We start from the raw sequence: 15,479 nt of genomic DNA on the forward strand, positions 1-15,479 counted from the left end.
CCCAATGGCTCAGATGCGCCGCCAGTCACTCGTGAAATTCGATGCTCCGCTCTGCGAAACCATCGTGGAGACCCCGAAGCCGCAAGGCCGGGAAGTTCTGGTGCGCATCGAGCGCTGCGGACTGTGCCATTCCGACCTGCACATTCAGGACGGCTATGCGGATCTGGGCGGCGGCAAGAAGCTCGACACCACGCGCGGCATGGTTCTGCCGTTCACCCTTGGGCATGAGATCGCAGGTGTCGTCGATGAAGTCGGCCCTGAAGCGGACAAATCCCTGATCGGCAGGAAGATGGCTGTCTTCCCGTGGATCGGTTGCGGCCAGTGCCGCGACTGCCTCAACGGCGACGAGAATCTTTGCGCGCGTAACCGCTTTCTCGGCGTATCGATCGACGGCGGTTTCGCCAGCCACGTCCTTGTGCCCGACCAGAAGTATCTCATCGACTACGGTCAGGTGCCGGTCGACACGGCGGCGACGCTGATGTGCTCCGGCATCACCGCTTACGGCGCGCTCAAGCGTCTGGTCGATCGCCAACGCCAGCGCAATCTCCTGCTGCTCGGCCTCGGCGGTGTTGGCATGATGGGCGTCTCGCTCGCGCAGGCGATGTTCAAGCAGCCGATCACGGTCGCCGATCTCAGTGCATCGGCGCGCGATGCGGCGCTGAAGAACGGCGCCTCGGCCGCCTATGATCCGACAGAGGCCGATATCGCCAAGCGCATTGTCAAAGAAACCGACGGCGGCTTCGACGGGATCGTCGATTTCGCCGGCAACGAAAAGTCGATGGCGTTCGCGACCTCCGTTGTGGCCCGCGGCGGCAAGATCGTCGTGTCGGGACTGATGGGTGGCAACTTCAACCTGCCCATGGTGCAATGGATCTACAAGCGCATGACGGTCGAAGGCTTCATGACCGGCACCCTTGCGGAAGCTCAGGAGCTGATGGCGCTGGCACGCGCCGGCAAGGTCAAGCCGACGCCTATGAAGGAAGAGCCGATGGCCGACGTGCAGAAGTGGATCGATCAGCTGCGCGCTGGCAAGGTCGTCGGCCGTATCATGCTGAAGAACTAACGGATTATTCGGGCCGAACCGCAGTCCAGATCACGTGGCGCGCACCGCCGCGTGGTCCGTTGGCGCGGACCGGGACCTCATTCACATCGAAGCCCGCCTTGCGCAGCCGCTGGGTGAAGCGCGGATCGGGTCCTGACGACCACACGGCCAGCACGCCGCCGGGCCGCAGTGCCACGCGCGCCGCAGTCAGTCCCTTCAGATCATACAGCGCATCGTTGGACTCGCGCGTCAGGCCCTCCGGGCCGTTATCGACGTCGAGCAGGATGGTGTCGTAAGCCGCACGCGCAGACCGGATGATCTGGCTGACATCCTCTTCGCGGATCGTGACGCGCGGATCTGTCAGACTGCCGCCAAACATCTCCGCCATCTCGCCACGCGCCCACGCCACGACGGACGGCACCAGTTCGGCGACAACGATCTCGGCTTTGGAGCCGAGCACGGCAAGCGCTGCACGCAGCGTAAATCCCATGCCGAGGCCACCGATCAGCATGCGTGGCCGTTCGCGTGTCTGGATGCGTCTGCACGCGAGCGTGGCCAGCGCCTGCTCCGAGCCGCTGAGGCGGCTGTTCATCAGTTCGTTCTGGCCGAGCTTGATGGAGAATTCAGTGCCACGGCGCATCAGGCGAAGCTCGCCGCCGCCGGGGATTTGCGCGGTATCCAGCAGGGTCCACGGGATCAACGATCAAGTCCTCAAATGTTCGAACTGTTGGGCGCAACGGGCGCAGCGCATGCTCTCGTTACGCCATCCAGGTTCCCAAATGCCAGCCAGAATTGAGCAAATTGCCCCCTGCGCGCTCGCCCGAATTAAGCCTTAGCCTGTCCGGATTTGCGGCCTATTCCGACCCAACTTGTCACCGAGAACCTAACGCGAGAATGAGTTCGTGTTGCGTAAGGGGGACAGAATGTCAAACCGCACGGCCGCAATTGCCTTTGCCGCCATCACCGGCTGCGTTTCAATCATCAGCATCACATCGGCATCGGGGAACCCCGCCAGCGCGACATCCGGAAGCGCCGCCACCGCTGCCGACGAATGTCTGGCCTCTCCAAAGGCCACAACTCCGGCGGGCGCACACTGGTACTACCGCATCGAGAAAGGCACCAAGCGTAAGTGCTGGTATCTCGGAGACGCGGGCGGGAAGACGAAAAAGGCAACAGCGACAACTGAACCAACGTCGTCAAACACTGCCGAAGAGGACGTGCCTCCTCCGACACAAATCGCGCCTTCGCCGAAACCGGAAGCCGCGAAAAAGCCCATCCAGAAATCCGTCGCGAACGCCCGGGCGGAATTGACCGCGGGAACGCCGGATGAAGATCCGTCGCTTGCGGAAACAACCTGGCCGCCGATGCCGGCCCCCTCCGCCAACACCGATGTTCGCAATGATAATCAGGCGGCTGCGATCCAGCCGGCGCCTGAGACGGCAAACAAGCAGAACTGGAACGTCGCGACGCGCTGGCCCGAACCAACCGCAGCCGCCTCAGCCAGCGACCAGCCTGCTGCCGCAATACCGCAACCCGCGCAGCCTGCTCCGACTCTCACTGCGGAACGTCTCGCAACGGCCGCTGCAGCCCCGGCTCCAACGCCCGCACCTGCGCCTGCGGTAACGACTGGCACCGCGTCGCCGCGCCCCCAGCAACCCATCGCGGCTGCCGAGACCGAGGGCATGTCGATCAGGGTTCTGTTGAGTATTCTCGTCGGCGTGCTGGCGCTCGCGGCGATTCTGGGCCCGTTGCTGTTCAAATATTTCCGGCCGAAGCCGCGTGAAGATGACCGCACCTACGGCCAGCGCCGCCCGATCTGGGATCTGAACGTATCCAATGAAATGCTCGTGCAGGACAACCCGCTCCTGCCGGCGTCGGCGCAGCGCTTCGCGCACAGTCTGCCCGAGCCGCTTGTACTGGACGACACCGCCGACGAAATCGAACAGTTGCTCGCGCGGGCATCGAAGCGTTCGGCGGCGTAGCGCCTGCCTCTGAGCGGCGGGCGAAACCCGCCGCTTACTTCTCCAACTGCTTCTGCAATTCGCGGACGAAAGCCGACAGGCCGGTCTGACGTTCGCGTTTGAGGCGTTCGGCCTTGAGGATCGTCACGACCTGTGAATACGCCTCATCGAGATCCCTGTTGGTGACGACGTAGTCGTATTCCGCCCAGTGGCTGAGTTCGTGGCTGGCGCGACTCATGCGGCCGCGAATAACCTCATCGGAATCCTGCGCGCGGGTATGCAGCCGTTTTTCGAGATCGGCCGCCGACGGCGGCAGGATGAAGACGCTGACGACATCGGCGCGGGCCTTCTCGCGCAACTGCTGCGTCCCCTGCCAATCGATGTCGAACAGCACATCCTGGCCTGAGGAGAGTGCGTCCTCCACCGGCTTGCGCGGCGTGCCGTAATAATAGTCGAACACCGGCGCATGCTCGAGCAGTTCGTTGCCCTTCACCATGGCGTCGAACTTCGGCTTGTCGATGAAATAGTAATGCTCGCCGTCAACTTCGCCGGGGCGCTTCGCGCGCGTCGTCACCGATACCGACATTCGCAGATCGTGCATCTTCTCGATCAACATGCGCGCCAGCGTGGACTTTCCCGCGCCGGACGGCGAGGACAGAACGAACATCAGCCCGCGCCGCTCACCATCTCTCAAGGTGCCCCCCGCCGCCATCATCCAAATCCCTGTCTGCCGAAATTACTATTCCAGATTCTGGACCTGTTCGCGAAACTGCTCAACGACGCTCTTCATCTCAAGCCCGGTATTGGTGAGTTCGATGTCATTCGACTTCGAGCAGGTGGTGTTGACCTCGCGGTTGAATTCCTGCGCCAGAAAATCCAGCCGCCGTCCCACCGCTCCGCCCTTGCCGAGCAGTTCGCGCGTCTGCGCGATGTGCGAGGCGATGCGATCGAGTTCTTCGCGTATGTCGGCCTTCGCCGCGATCATCACCGCTTCCTGGCTGAGCCGGTCGGCGTCGAAACGATCCGATGTCTCCAGCAGTGCCGTAATCTGCTCAGCGAGCCGCGCACGGATCGCCTCGGGCTTGCGGCCGGGTGCAGCTTCCGCCCTTTGAGCAAGCCGTTCGATTTCATCCATGCGCTGGGACAGGATCTGGCCGAGCGCAACACCTTCCCGCTTGCGCATGTCGATCAGGCTTTGGAGCGCCTGCTCGAACGATGCGGAAACGGCAGCACGCGCGGCCTGCATTTCAGTCTCGTCGCTTTCAGGCTCGACGACCTCGAGGACGCCCTTGATCCCAAGCAGTCCATCGACGCTCGGCGCGACCGCATCGGTCCGCGCGGAAATCTCCGAAGCGACCTTCAGAATCGACGCCAGTACGTCTTCGTTGATGCGGACAATCGACGCTGCGCCCGTACGCTTGACGGTGAGGTTGGCATAGACGGTACCGCGCGATAGCAGTTCGGTCGCGCGTTTGCGGGCTGCGGTCTCGACGTCGTCCCACCCTGCTGGCAGACGCATCCTGAAATCAAAGCCTTTGGCGTTAACCGATTTCAATTCCCATTCGAACGCATAGGGTCCGCTGGTGCCGTGGCTTCGCGCAAAGCCGGTCATGCTCGACAGCGCCATCGCGAAAGTGTCTCCGTCCTTGGTGTCCTGAAAAATGCGGACTTGCGAACCGCCAGACCGGCTCACGTCAGGATTGAGCTTGTCCCTGAAATCGGCAAGGCACGCAAGAGAGAGGCCGCGTTACTGCGTCTTCTCTTCTTCGGGCTCCGGCTCGGCAGGCGCCGCAGCCGGGGCGCGCTTTGCGGTGCGCTTGCGCGATGCCGCGCCATCCGCCGCCGGCTCGTTTGCGATGATGCTGGCGGGTGCGGAAGCCTTAGGTGCCGCCTTTGGAGCAGCCTTGGGGGCCGCGCCTGGGGGTTTTGAGGGAGCTGCCGCGGCAGGCGGCGCGCCTGTCGCGGGCGCCGGCACAGCAGCGACCGGCGGCTGATCGTCGGCATCCACGGTATCGTTCTGCTGCTGCCGCTCCATCGCGCGCAGCTTGGCAACGCCCTTCTGGTGCTGGTCGTAGGTTTCGGTGAAGGAATGACCGCCGGTGCCGTCGGCGACGAAGAACAGATCGCGGGTGCGTGCCGGATTCGCGGTCGCTTCGAGCGACGCGCGGCCGGGATTGGCGATCGGACCTGGTGGAAGTCCGTCGATCACATAGGTGTTGTAAGGTGACGGCTGAGTGATCTCGCTGCGCTTGATCGGCCGGCCGAGGGTGCCCTTGCCGCCGACCAGGCCATAGATGATGGTTGGATCGGACTGCAGCTTGATGCGCTGACGCAAACGGTTGGTGAAAACGGCAGCGACGCGGCTGCGCTCGTCGGCCCGGCCGGTTTCCTTCTCGACGATGGACGCCAGCGTCACGAGTTGTTCAGGAGAGCGGACCGGGATATCGGCATTGCGGCGCGCCCACACCTCGGCGAGGACCTTCTTTTGCGCCTGCTGCATGCGGTGGATCACCTGATCGCGTGGCGTGCCGCGCGGGAAATTGTAGGTGTCGGGCAACAACGTGCCTTCGCGCGGCTGCTCCTTCAAAGCGCCGGTAAAAATATCGTTATCCTGAAGCCGGGCAACGATCTGCTCCGAGGTCAGGCCTTCCGGAATCGTAATGGAATGCTGCACCACCTTGCCATCGACAATCGTACCGATGACATCGCGCAGGCTGGCGTTCTTCTGGAACAGATATTCGCCGGACTTCAAACCGGAGCGCGCATTGAGCGCCAGCACGCTGCCGATAAAGGTCAGGTTCCAGCGATCCGCCGGAATAACGCCGGCACGCTGAAGGATGTCGCTGATGTCGGTCATGCCGGCGCGCGGCGGAATGTTGACGACCTTGTCCTCTGTCAGCGGGCCTTTGGCTTCCATGGTTTTCTTGCCGTAGAAAAACACGGCTCCGACGCCCAGCATCGCCACAACCAGAAACGTCATGATCGCATTGCCAACCACGACGAACGTGCTTCGTGCTCGCTGCGAGTGCTTTGGTGGCTGCGGAACCTGTTCCGGCTCAAGCGCCGCGCGTGGACTGCGGGGCGCGATAGGTGGTCTCTGGCTCATCGAAGCAACCTGAATTCTGCCGACGTATTAATGTTATTGTTCAGTATTATACGCACGTCCGTGAGAGAAATTATGTCCGAATGGGGCAAAACCGTGAAGACAGTCCTGCCCTTTTTCTACAGCCTCTAAATTCTGAAACTCGAAACGCTTAGCTTGCGAGGCGCCGGACGACCAGCGACGCGTTGGTGCCGCCAAACCCGAATGAATTCGACAGCGCCACGTTGATGTCGCGTGGTCTTGCCTTGTTCGGGACGAGATCGATCGCCGTCTCGACGGAGGGGTTGTCGAGATTGATCGTCGGCGGCGCGACATTATCCCGAATCGCCAGAACGCAGAAAATCGCCTCGATGGCGCCCGCCGCACCGAGCAGATGGCCGGTCGAGGACTTGGTCGACGACATCGAAACCTTCGAGGCCGCGTTGCCGAGCAGTCGCTGTGCCGCGCCAAGTTCAATCTCGTCACCGAGCGGCGTCGAGGTGCCGTGCGCATTGATGTAGTCGATGTCGGAGGCCGTCACACCCGCGCGCTTCATCGCCGCGCTCATGCAGCGGTATGCGCCGTCGCCGTCTTCCGCAGGAGCGGTAATGTGATAGGCATCGCCGGTCAGGCCGTAGCCCACGACTTCGGCGTAAATCTTCGCGCCGCGCTTTTTGGCGTGCTCGTACTCCTCGAGCACCACAACGCCCGCGCCCTCACCCATCACGAAGCCGTCGCGGTCCTTGTCGTAAGGCCGCGAAGCGATGGTCGGATTGTCGTTGAACTTGGTGGCCATCGCGCGCAGCGCGCAGAAGCCGCCCATGGCGAGGCGGTTGACGGCAGACTCAGCGCCACCCGCCACCATCACGTCGGCATCGCCGAAGGCAATCAGGCGGCTCGCATCCCCGATGGCGTGCGCGCCGGTCGAGCAAGCGGTGACGACCGCATGGTTGGGACCCTTCAGGCCGTGCTTGATCGATACGTAGCCTGACGCAAGATTGATCAGGCGGCCGGGAATGAAGAACGGCGACAGCTTGCGCGGTCCGCGCTCCTTCAGAATGACTGCAGCTTCACCGATGCCCTCGATACCGCCGATGCCAGAACCGATCATGGTGCCGGTGGCACAGCGGTCTTCTTCGGTGGCCGGATGCCAGTCGGCATCGTCGAGCGCCTGGCTCGCAGCCGCCATCGCGAAAATGATGAAATCGTCGACCTTGCGCTGCTCCTTCGGCTCCATCCAGTCATCCGGATTGAAAGTGCCGTTGGTGCCGTCGCCACGCGGAACCACGCAGGCGATCTGACAGGTCAGGTCGGAGACGTCGAAATGGTCGATGCGCCTTGCGCCGCTGTCGCCATTGAGGATGCGTTTCCAGGTCTGCTCGACACCATTCGCGAGCGGCGAAACCATGCCCAGACCCGTGACGACAACCCTCCGCATACGTTCTTCTCCGGCTCGATCGGCGAACGCCAACAAGCGCCGCTCTGACAGCAAGACGGCGGGTCGCTCGATTACAACCCGCCGCTCGTCGTCATGGCTGCGCGGTGGCGTCAGCTCTTTGCGTTTTTCTCGAGAAACTTGGTGGCGTCGCCCACGGTGAGAATGGTTTCCGCGGCATCGTCCGGGATTTCGCAGCCGAATTCCTCTTCGAACGCCATCACGAGTTCGACGGTATCGAGGCTGTCGGCGCCGAGATCGTCGATGAAGCTGGCAGCATCGACAACCTTCTCGGGCTCGACACCAAGGTGCTCGACCACGATCTTCTTAACTCGCTCGCCAATCTCACTCATCGTTTAACCTCGTGCTTGTTCCATTAAACTCGACCGCAAAACGATACGAGCCCCTCGCGGTGCGAAAAAATTGCGAATTCGTGCCGTCCGTACCACGCGTCCCCGTACCTTCGCCACAGCGGCGAAGTCACCGAAAACGGCGGCTAGCGCCGGAACGGCAATATACGGGGTTTGGCGATCCTGCAATGGCGTTTTCCCCAACCGAGTGCCGTTCGGTTACCATACTTCCCCGGAATTGACCACAAGGCCCCGGCCCCCGTCCACCGGCCTGTCCCGCTTGACAAAATCCCCGCGGAACGGGGATTAAATCATGGCCATTCCGCCGTTGACGTGAAGGGTCTGGCCGGTCACGTAGGCCGCCTCGTTGGACGCAAGGTAAACGGCGGCGGCGGCGATGTCCTCGGGCGTTCCAAGCCGCCCGGCAGGCACCTTGGCCAGCACCCCTTCGCGTTGCTTTTCATTCAAAACGTCAGTCATCGGTGTCGCGATAAACCCGGGTGCAATGCAGTTGGCTGTCACGTTGCGCCGCGCATATTCCGCGCCGACGGATTTCATCATGCCGATCAGGCCGGCCTTCGATGCCGCGTAATTCCCCTGCCCGGCATTGCCGGTCACGCCCACCACTGACGTGATCGCGATGATTCGTCCAAAGCGCTTGCGCATCATCAACTTGGTCGCGGCCCGGGCGAGCCGGAACGTTGCGGTGAGATTTACCCGGATGACGTCGTCGAAATCCTCGTCGCGCAACTGGACAAAAAGATTGTCCCGCGTAATGCCCGCATTGGCGACGAGAATGTCGAGCTGACCCATCGCCTTTTCAGCAGCGGGAACCAGCGCTTCGACCTCAGTCATGTCCGAGAGATTGCACGGCAGCACATGCACGCGCTCTTTCAGCTCGCCGGCGAGCGTATCGAGTGCCTCGCGCCGGGTGCCCGAGATGGCAACCGTCGCGCCTTGTGCGTGCAATGCCCGCGCGATCGCGCCGCCGATGCCGCCGGTCGCTCCGGTCACGAGCGCGGTCCTGCCTGTTAAATCGAACATATCGCCCCCTTGGGAGAATTCCCGGGTACCCCCCGGCTCAAAGATTTGCGCTCCGTTTGCCGCAAGAAAACGCTGTTCGTCAATGACCCCTGCCCAATCTCTTGCCACAAAACAGCCCCGGTCGGGCGGGCCACCGTGGTCCCATGGCACCTTCCTTGCGTCTTTCACGGTCGCAACAGGCAATCCTCCTACGCCGAGGCGGGGTCTGATGGTATCCTGCCTGTCACGCCCTGGAATCGGAGCAGCGGAGAGACACCGATGCGCTATCGCACCGCCATCGAGTCCCAGCTCTTCGCGTTCGACGATCTCAAGCAGGTGATGGCCTATGCGAGTCCTGCGCGTTCCGGAGACTATCTCGCGGGCATCGGCGCCGCCTCCGCGCAGGAGCGGATGGCAGCACGTCATGTGCTGGCCGAGGTACCGCTCAAGCAGTTCCTCACCGAGGCGCTGATCCCCTACGAGGACGATAACATCACGCGGCTGATCATCGACAGCCACGACACCAAGGCGTTCGCGCCGGTGTCGCACATGACCGTCGGCGATTTCCGCAACTGGCTTTTGTCCGAGCTGGCAACAACGGAAGCTCTTGCCGCACTCGCGCGCGGCCTGACGCCGGAAATGGTCGCGGCTGTTTCCAAAATCATGCGCAACCAGGATCTGATCGCGGTGGCGCGCAAATGCCGCGTCATCACGCGCTTCCGTGACACCATCGGGCTGGAAAATCATCTGTCGGTGCGGCTCCAGCCGAACCACCCCACCGACGATTTACGCGGCGTGGCGGCGTCGATGCTCGACGGCCTGCTGATGGGTTCAGGCGATGCGGTGATCGGCATCAATCCCGTCTCCGACAGCATGCCGGTGCTCGGCAACATGCTGCGCATGCTGGACGAAGTGATTCAGCGCTTCGAAATCCCGACGCAGAGTTGCGTGCTGACCCATGTCACCAACACCATCCATCTTGCGGAGGCCGGGGCGCCGGTTGATCTCGTGTTCCAGTCGATCGGCGGCACCGAGAAGACCAATCTCTCTTTCGGCGTGACACCTGAAATTCTGGACGAAGCGCGGGACGCGGCGCTGGCGCTGAAGCGCGGTACGGTCGGCGACAACGTGATGTATTTCGAAACCGGTCAGGGCAGCGCGTTATCTGCCGACGCCAATTTCGGCGTCGACCAGCAGACCTGCGAGGCGCGCGCCTATGCGCTGGCGCGGCGCTACAACCCGCTGCTGATCAACACAGTGGTTGGATTCATCGGTCCGGAATATCTCTACGACGGCAAGCAGATCATCCGCGCGAGCCTCGAGGATCATTTCTGCGGCAAGCTGCTCGGCCTGCCGCTCGGTTGTGACATTTGCTACACCAACCATGCCGAAGCCGATCAGGACGACATGGATACGCTTCTGGTGCTGCTCGGCGCAGCGGGCATCAGCTTCATCATGGGCATTCCCGGTGCGGATGACGTGATGCTGAACTACCAAAGCACCTCCTTCCACGATGCCCTGTTCCTGCGCGAAACCATGGGCCTGAAGCGCGCGCCGGAATTCGAGGCGTGGTTGCAACGCATGCAGATCACCGATGCGGAGGGGCGGCTGCTTCCGCCCTCACCCAATGCACTGCTCGGCGGCATGGGCAATCTCAAGTCGCTGGTCGCATGACTGACAACGAAAATGCTTCTGTAACAGAAAGCCCCTGGAGCGAATGGCGCAGCGTCACGCCGGCGCGGCTTGCTCTTGGGCGCGTCGGTGCGGGCATGCCGACTGACGAAGTCCTGCGCTTTGGCTGGGCGCATGCCATGGCGCGCGATGCGATACACGCCGCACTGGACGTGCCGAAACTCGAAGCGGCGCTGCACGCTCAGGGGTGGACGGTCGCACATATCCATAGTCGAGCGTCCGACCGCACCACCTATCTGCGGCGGCCTGATCTGGGCCGCATGATCGATCCTGATGACATCGCGAAATTGCGCGCTGCGCCCATCATGCCAAGCGACATCTGCATTGTGATCGGCGACGGACTGTCGTCTCTGGCCGTGGACCGTCACGCCATATCCCTGCTCGCCGCGCTGAAGCCGCATCTCGCCAGCGAACTGAAGCAGGCGCCGGTGATTGTCGCCACGCAGGCGCGGGTCGCAATCGCCGACGAGATCGCAGAACTGTTGCAGGCGAAGCTGTCGATCATGCTGGTCGGCGAACGGCCGGGCCTGAGTTCACCGGATAGCCTCGGCATTTACATCACCCACGCGCCGTTCCGTGGGCGCAACGATGCCGGACGCAACTGCATTTCCAACGTACGTCCGGAAGGACTGAGCTACGCCGCAGCGGCATTCAAGCTGGCGTGGCTGGCGCGCGAGGCACTGGGCCGCGGCCTCACTGGGGTGGGCTTGAAAGACGAGAGCGATCTGACGCTGCCTGAAGGCGACAATGCTGCACGCCTGCGCGGGCCAGAAACAAGATAGCTAAGGTCATTTCGGTTTCTTTTTCGGCTTCATGGTGGTGACTTTGTAGACCTTGCCGCTCGTGTCATACGTGGTCCATTCTCCGACCCGCTCGCCGAGTTCGAAGTGCCCCGAGCGCATGCGCACGCCGTCTTTTCGGAACCATTCCCAATAACCGGTCATCGCTCCGTCGAGCGTTTGACCGCGCGCCCAGACGCTGCCGTCCTTGTGATACTGAACGTGAGCTTCCGGCTTGGCTTTCTTCTTCAAGTTCTCCTCCTTGAGAGGACATCTTAGACGGCCGTCGTCGCCGCACGCAGTGACGCGATGATGCGTCAGGGCGTCGCAGATCGCGCTTTCCAAAATAAAAGCCGCGCCACCCGAAGGTGACGCGGCCATGGCCGTTCTGTTGCTAGGTGGACCTACCCCGAATGGTTACGCCGCGAGGCGCACTTCATTCATGCGAACGTTATCGTTTGCATTTAGGTTTTGACCCGATAACGGCGGTATCATGCCGGGCACACTTCAAGGCTTCATAACAAGCATCGAACCTATTTCGCCCCCATCAGAAACGGTTCAGGAACCGAGACCTTTAAGCTCTAACCGCTTCTGGTGGAGGCGCCGGGGTACTGCCCCCCGGGTCTACTTATTGTCCGCGTTGAGATTCAGCGCCATCGTCTTGCGACAGTACCAATATATGCGAGATTTTCGGTTTTGTAAGGTGCAAAAACCAGCCCTTCCGGATCATCACCCGCGACAACGGCGTCAGAAACTCATTTCGCCGCCGCGATAGCCGCCCTCGCGGCTTCGATGTCGCCCGGTCCGCCGACCGACACTCCCACTGCACCGTCCGCGATGCGCTTGACCAGACCAGACAACACCTTGCCGGCGCCGATTTCGAGGAAATGCGTGACGCCGTTGCTCGCCATGTACGCAACGCTCTCGCGCCAGCGCACGGTGCCGGTGACCTGTTCGACGAGGCGCTTGCGGATCTCGTCCGGATCGGTGATCGCAGACGCCAGCACGTTGGAGACCAGCGGCGCCTTCGGCTTGTTGATAGTCACTCCGGCCAGCGCCTGCGCCATTGCGTCGGCGGCAGGCTGCATCAGGCGGCAATGGAACGGCGCGGAAACAGGAAGAAGCATCGCGCGCTTGGCGCCCTTGGTCTTTGCGATTTCCAGTGCGCGCTCGACGGCGGCCTTGTCGCCGGAGACAACCACCTGCCCGCCACCATTGTCGTTGGCGGCCTGACAGACCTCGTTCTGAGCAGCTTCTTCCGCCACCGCAACCGCGGCTTCGTAGTCGAGGCCAAGCAGAGCGGCCATCGCGCCGACACCTACCGGCACGGCCTTCTGCATCGCGAGACCGCGCGTGCGCAGCAGCTTCGCGGTGTCGCTGATGGAGAAGCTTCCAGCCGCGGCCAGCGCGGAGTATTCGCCAAGCGAATGACCTGCGACGAACGCCGCGTCCCGCGCAATGTCGATCCCCGCCTCGGTCTCCAGCACGCGCAGCGTCGCCAGCGACACCGCCATCAGCGCCGGCTGCGCGTTCTCGGTCAGCTGCAGAGTCTCCGCCGGGCCGTCCCAGATGACCGCGGTGAGCTTCTGCCCCAGCGCCGCATCGACCTCGTCGAACACGGCCCTGGCCGCCGGAAATGCGTCGGCGAGCGCCTTGCCCATACCGACCGTCTGCGATCCCTGTCCCGGAAAGGTGAATGCTGCTGTCATGGAAGTCCCCTGAAAAGATAGGCCGTAAGACACCGCCGGGACGCCGGGTGTCAAGCTGCGGCGCGGCCGCCCGCCATTGCATGGAACCATTCGGCCATTGAACGGGTCGCCCAGCGGACCGGCAGGCCACTGACCGAGATGAGCGTAACCGGGCGGAACCCGGTCTCCACGAACGCGTTCTACCTTGGGGCGCTCAGTGGAGTGCGCACATGGAACAAGATCCTCGCAAGCCACAAACATTAGCCTTGGCACCTGTCTTGATTTTCGCAGCTGTTCTGCTTGCGGTATTCGGAGCGGCACTGGTGACCGCCTTCGACAGTAACCCGACCGTCGTCGCCGCAACGGACAAGGCACCGCCTGGAACAACGGGCATGGCGAGACCGCATCCGATGTCGGAACGGCGCTGATCATGAGCAATGATAGGGATGACACAGTCGGCGGCAGGCGCGCCTATCATAAGTTTCTCTGGGGCGTGGCCGTCGGCGTTGTCATTCTCGCCGGCGCCTTGGCTTATTCCAGCCAACTCATGGACGTCGGCAAAGTGATTCCGATCGTCGGCCCCCCTGACAACGCAGGGGCGCCCAAGCCAGCCAATATCAAATAGGCGGCGCGAACTGAAAGAATCCGCCCGACTCGTCGCGGTGTTGCAACCGTCACCCGAGGCCTAGAAGCCTGATGCCGCCTGGTTGCCGTCGACCACCGCGCCGGCACGCGCGCGCCGCACGTTGCTGGCAAGCTCGCCCGGCCGATCCTGATCCTTCGGGCGCGACGTCGCGAGCCGCAACACCGCGGCGTAACTCGGCTGCACTTCCATCCGCCCGGCATGCGGACCGCGCGTCAGAATTTCGTGCACGCGCCGCAGATTGTAGCAAGGCACATAGAACAGCAGATGATGCTCGATATGGTAATTGACGTAGTATGGCGCGACGAACAGCCGTTCGAGGAATCCCGCGCGCGTGGTGCGCGTGTTGCGTAGCGGGTCGTTGCTGTCCGGCACGACGGCGTGCTCCGCGATGTTGCGAACGCGGCTGATCACCATCATCCACGTCATCAGAGGCGTGAGCCAGAGCAACGGATAAGCCCACCAGATCCCTGCCAGCGCGAGTCCTGCGAACAAAATCGCATTGACCACCATTTGCGGGCCGAGTTTCTCCCAGAAATTCGCAGCGCGTCGCCGCAACGTCCATGCGGGCTCGCCAATCGCATTCAGAAACTGCGCCTTGCGCTGCTGGTAACCGGTCTGGCCGGTGATATCGCGCCAGAATTTCCGTCGGTAGCTGGGCTGCGTGATCGGAAACGGCGCTGACAGGATCAGGTCGGGGTCATTGTCCTGCTGCGTATGAGCGTGGTGCTGAAGGTGATAGCGGCGATAGGCCCGCGTCTCCGCGAAAACTGGATAGGCGCAGAACCACTGGCTGAGAAACATATTCAGTCTGTCGCCGTTCGCGAGACTGCCATGCGCCCCGTCATGCATCAGGATCGCAAGGCCAAGCTGACGCGAGCCGATGATGCCGACCGCCAGCAGAAACGTGAAGGGATTCGGCCACACCGCAACCATCGCAATCGATCCGAGGATGAGAGCCCAGGCGTGCGCGATCAGCGCGACACCCTTCCACGTCGAGCGCGTGCGAACCTCCACCAATTCCTGCTCGGTCATGAGGTCACGTGCACGGATGCGTGGAGCGGTCATTTGCGCTTCTCCTTGTTATCGGATGACGGTTGTTCGGCGGAATCCGCGGCGACGAGCCGGAGCCGCGCGCCATCGGCGGCGACATCGGCCTGGGGTCCAAGCAGGCGCAGCATCTCGGCGACAAGATCCTCGAAGGATCGCCCCATCGCGTGCCCCTCTATAGTCACGCCGATCGTGATCGCCCAGAAGCGCCGCGCGCTCGTTTCCGGATCGAGGCGCGAATGCCATCCGCGGGCGATCATCTCCGCGGCGTAGGCGCGCAACCCTTCGGAGTGCAGCCGCTCGACTGTGCGCTCCACCAGCGGAGCCAAATCCTGGCGGCGGCGAGTCAGTGTCATCGCTTCGACGAAGAAGCCGACGGCATCCGTCCGCATCACGCTTTCGACCAGCGAACGGGTGTAATCATTCGGCGAAAGCTGTTTGCCCGCGTTCTGCTCGGCGGCCCGAGCGACATACAGCACGTCGCGGCAGGCCGCCTCGACGAACAGCGCTTCCTTGGTACGGAAGTAGTAGGTGATCTGGCTCGGGAAAGCGTCTGCTGCTGCTGCGATTTCGGCGATCGAAACGCCCGCCACGCCGCGTTCCTTGAACAGGCTGCTGGCGGCATCGAGCAGCTGCGACCGCATCTGCCGCCCCGCCGTGCGGGTCGCACGGGATGCGTGTTTCGGATCGCGAATGCCACCGCTGGCAGGTCTGGCTTTCATCCGCACTCTCGC

General features: G+C 62.7%; 16 protein-coding genes and 1 other RNA gene. 5 read left to right on the forward strand and 12 right to left on the reverse strand.

The window, feature by feature from the left end; all coding sequences use genetic code 11:
* Positions 1-4: 4 nt before the first annotated feature.
* The gene (locus BN32_RS06960; protein ID WP_019197415.1) at positions 5-1,063 is read left to right on the forward strand and encodes an alcohol dehydrogenase; all 1,059 of its coding nucleotides are present in this window, start codon (positions 5-7) and stop codon (positions 1,061-1,063) included.
* A 4-nt stretch (positions 1,064-1,067) separates the two neighbouring features.
* Here the strand turns inward: BN32_RS06960 and BN32_RS06965 are convergent, their stop codons facing one another.
* Positions 1,068-1,742 (reverse strand): spermidine synthase, encoded by a 675-nt coding sequence (locus tag BN32_RS06965; RefSeq protein WP_019197416.1) that lies wholly within the window; start codon positions 1,740-1,742, stop codon positions 1,068-1,070.
* A 223-nt stretch (positions 1,743-1,965) separates the two neighbouring features.
* Between BN32_RS06965 and BN32_RS06970 the strand changes: the two genes are divergently transcribed.
* A complete protein-coding gene (locus tag BN32_RS06970) occupies positions 1,966-3,024 on the forward strand; it encodes a hypothetical protein (protein ID WP_019197417.1) in 1,059 nt (352 codons plus the stop codon).
* 34 nt (positions 3,025-3,058) lie between these two features.
* Here BN32_RS06970 and gmk read toward each other — a convergent pair whose 3' ends face one another.
* The 6 genes from gmk to fabG form a co-directional block, all read right to left on the reverse strand.
* On the reverse strand, positions 3,059-3,715 hold the full coding sequence (gmk, locus tag BN32_RS06975) for a guanylate kinase (RefSeq protein ID WP_040426091.1): 657 nt from the start codon (positions 3,713-3,715) through the stop codon (positions 3,059-3,061).
* Between the two features lie 27 nt (positions 3,716-3,742).
* Entirely contained in the window at positions 3,743-4,630 is an 888-nt protein-coding gene (locus BN32_RS06980) for a YicC/YloC family endoribonuclease (protein WP_040426093.1), read from the reverse strand.
* 120 nt (positions 4,631-4,750) lie between these two features.
* On the reverse strand, positions 4,751-6,109 hold the full coding sequence (gene mltG, locus BN32_RS06985) for an endolytic transglycosylase MltG (protein WP_040425532.1): 1,359 nt from the start codon (positions 6,107-6,109) through the stop codon (positions 4,751-4,753).
* Positions 6,110-6,257: 148 nt separating this feature from the next.
* Positions 6,258-7,523: a beta-ketoacyl-ACP synthase II gene (gene fabF, locus BN32_RS06990; protein ID WP_040425533.1), complete on the reverse strand. Its 1,266-nt coding sequence runs from the start codon at positions 7,521-7,523 to the stop codon at positions 6,258-6,260.
* A 110-nt stretch (positions 7,524-7,633) separates the two neighbouring features.
* On the reverse strand, positions 7,634-7,873 hold the full coding sequence (locus BN32_RS06995) for an acyl carrier protein (RefSeq protein WP_006020277.1): 240 nt from the start codon (positions 7,871-7,873) through the stop codon (positions 7,634-7,636).
* A 303-nt stretch (positions 7,874-8,176) separates the two neighbouring features.
* Positions 8,177-8,914, reverse strand: a complete 738-nt coding sequence (fabG, locus tag BN32_RS07000; protein WP_019197422.1) for a 3-oxoacyl-[acyl-carrier-protein] reductase — start codon at positions 8,912-8,914, stop codon at positions 8,177-8,179.
* A gap of 258 nt (positions 8,915-9,172) precedes the next feature.
* Here fabG and BN32_RS07005 point away from each other — a divergent pair, with 258 nt between their 5' ends.
* Together BN32_RS07005 and eutC are read left to right on the forward strand one after the other, a co-directional pair.
* Positions 9,173-10,567, forward strand: a complete 1,395-nt coding sequence (locus tag BN32_RS07005) for an ethanolamine ammonia-lyase subunit EutB (RefSeq protein ID WP_019197423.1) — start codon at positions 9,173-9,175, stop codon at positions 10,565-10,567.
* Positions 10,564-11,367 (forward strand): ethanolamine ammonia-lyase subunit EutC, encoded by an 804-nt coding sequence (gene eutC, locus BN32_RS07010; RefSeq protein ID WP_019197424.1) that lies wholly within the window; start codon positions 10,564-10,566, stop codon positions 11,365-11,367. Before BN32_RS07005 ends, eutC begins: the two co-directional genes overlap by 4 nt.
* 6 nt (positions 11,368-11,373) lie before the next feature.
* On the opposite strand, the gene BN32_RS07015 is transcribed toward eutC, so the two are convergent.
* The 3 genes from BN32_RS07015 to fabD all read right to left on the reverse strand — a co-directional run bounded on the left by BN32_RS07015 (position 11,374) and on the right by fabD (position 13,073).
* Positions 11,374-11,616, reverse strand: coding sequence for a toxin-antitoxin system YwqK family antitoxin (locus tag BN32_RS07015; RefSeq protein ID WP_040426095.1), 243 nt, complete (start codon positions 11,614-11,616; stop codon positions 11,374-11,376).
* A gap of 123 nt (positions 11,617-11,739) precedes the next feature.
* Positions 11,740-12,070, reverse strand: a transfer-messenger RNA (tmRNA) gene (gene ssrA, locus BN32_RS26025).
* Between the two features lie 49 nt (positions 12,071-12,119).
* Positions 12,120-13,073, reverse strand: coding sequence for an ACP S-malonyltransferase (gene fabD, locus BN32_RS07020; protein WP_019197426.1), 954 nt, complete (start codon positions 13,071-13,073; stop codon positions 12,120-12,122).
* 409 nt (positions 13,074-13,482) lie between these two features.
* Between fabD and BN32_RS07030 the strand changes: the two genes are divergently transcribed.
* On the forward strand, positions 13,483-13,677 hold the full coding sequence (locus tag BN32_RS07030; protein ID WP_019197428.1) for a hypothetical protein: 195 nt from the start codon (positions 13,483-13,485) through the stop codon (positions 13,675-13,677).
* Between the two features lie 60 nt (positions 13,678-13,737).
* Here BN32_RS07030 and BN32_RS07035 read toward each other — a convergent pair whose 3' ends face one another.
* Entirely contained in the window at positions 13,738-14,763 is a 1,026-nt protein-coding gene (locus BN32_RS07035) for a fatty acid desaturase family protein (RefSeq protein ID WP_040425538.1), read from the reverse strand.
* Complete coding sequence (locus BN32_RS07040) at positions 14,760-15,467, reverse strand: TetR/AcrR family transcriptional regulator C-terminal domain-containing protein (protein WP_040426097.1); 708 nt, start codon at positions 15,465-15,467, stop codon at positions 14,760-14,762. Before BN32_RS07040 ends, BN32_RS07035 begins: the two co-directional genes overlap by 4 nt.
* Positions 15,468-15,479 lie beyond the last annotated feature (12 nt).

Source organism: Afipia birgiae 34632, from assembly GCF_000308295.2.
Taxonomy (GTDB): domain Bacteria; phylum Pseudomonadota; class Alphaproteobacteria; order Rhizobiales; family Xanthobacteraceae; genus Afipia; species Afipia birgiae.

Excerpts from the sequence above, each read along its gene's own strand:
- BN32_RS06960 (WP_019197415.1), top strand. The coding sequence starts at position 5 with ATGGCTCAGATGCGCCGCCAGTCACTCGTGAAATTCGATGCTCCGCTC.
- BN32_RS06970 (WP_019197417.1), top strand. The coding sequence starts at position 1,966 with ATGTCAAACCGCACGGCCGCAATTGCCTTTGCCGCCATCACCGGCTGC.
- gmk (WP_040426091.1), bottom strand. The coding sequence starts at position 3,715 with ATGGCGGCGGGGGGCACCTTGAGAGATGGTGAGCGGCGCGGGCTGATG.
- BN32_RS06980 (WP_040426093.1), bottom strand. The coding sequence starts at position 4,630 with ATGGCGCTGTCGAGCATGACCGGCTTTGCGCGAAGCCACGGCACCAGC.
- mltG (WP_040425532.1), bottom strand. The coding sequence starts at position 6,109 with ATGAGCCAGAGACCACCTATCGCGCCCCGCAGTCCACGCGCGGCGCTT.
- fabF (WP_040425533.1), bottom strand. The coding sequence starts at position 7,523 with ATGCGGAGGGTTGTCGTCACGGGTCTGGGCATGGTTTCGCCGCTCGCG.
- BN32_RS06995 (WP_006020277.1), bottom strand. The coding sequence starts at position 7,873 with ATGAGTGAGATTGGCGAGCGAGTTAAGAAGATCGTGGTCGAGCACCTT.
- fabG (WP_019197422.1), bottom strand. The coding sequence starts at position 8,914 with ATGTTCGATTTAACAGGCAGGACCGCGCTCGTGACCGGAGCGACCGGC.
- BN32_RS07005 (WP_019197423.1), top strand. The coding sequence starts at position 9,173 with ATGCGCTATCGCACCGCCATCGAGTCCCAGCTCTTCGCGTTCGACGAT.
- eutC (WP_019197424.1), top strand. The coding sequence starts at position 10,564 with ATGACTGACAACGAAAATGCTTCTGTAACAGAAAGCCCCTGGAGCGAA.
- fabD (WP_019197426.1), bottom strand. The coding sequence starts at position 13,073 with ATGACAGCAGCATTCACCTTTCCGGGACAGGGATCGCAGACGGTCGGT.
- BN32_RS07030 (WP_019197428.1), top strand. The coding sequence starts at position 13,483 with ATGAGCAATGATAGGGATGACACAGTCGGCGGCAGGCGCGCCTATCAT.
- BN32_RS07035 (WP_040425538.1), bottom strand. The coding sequence starts at position 14,763 with ATGACCGCTCCACGCATCCGTGCACGTGACCTCATGACCGAGCAGGAA.
- BN32_RS07040 (WP_040426097.1), bottom strand. The coding sequence starts at position 15,467 with ATGAAAGCCAGACCTGCCAGCGGTGGCATTCGCGATCCGAAACACGCA.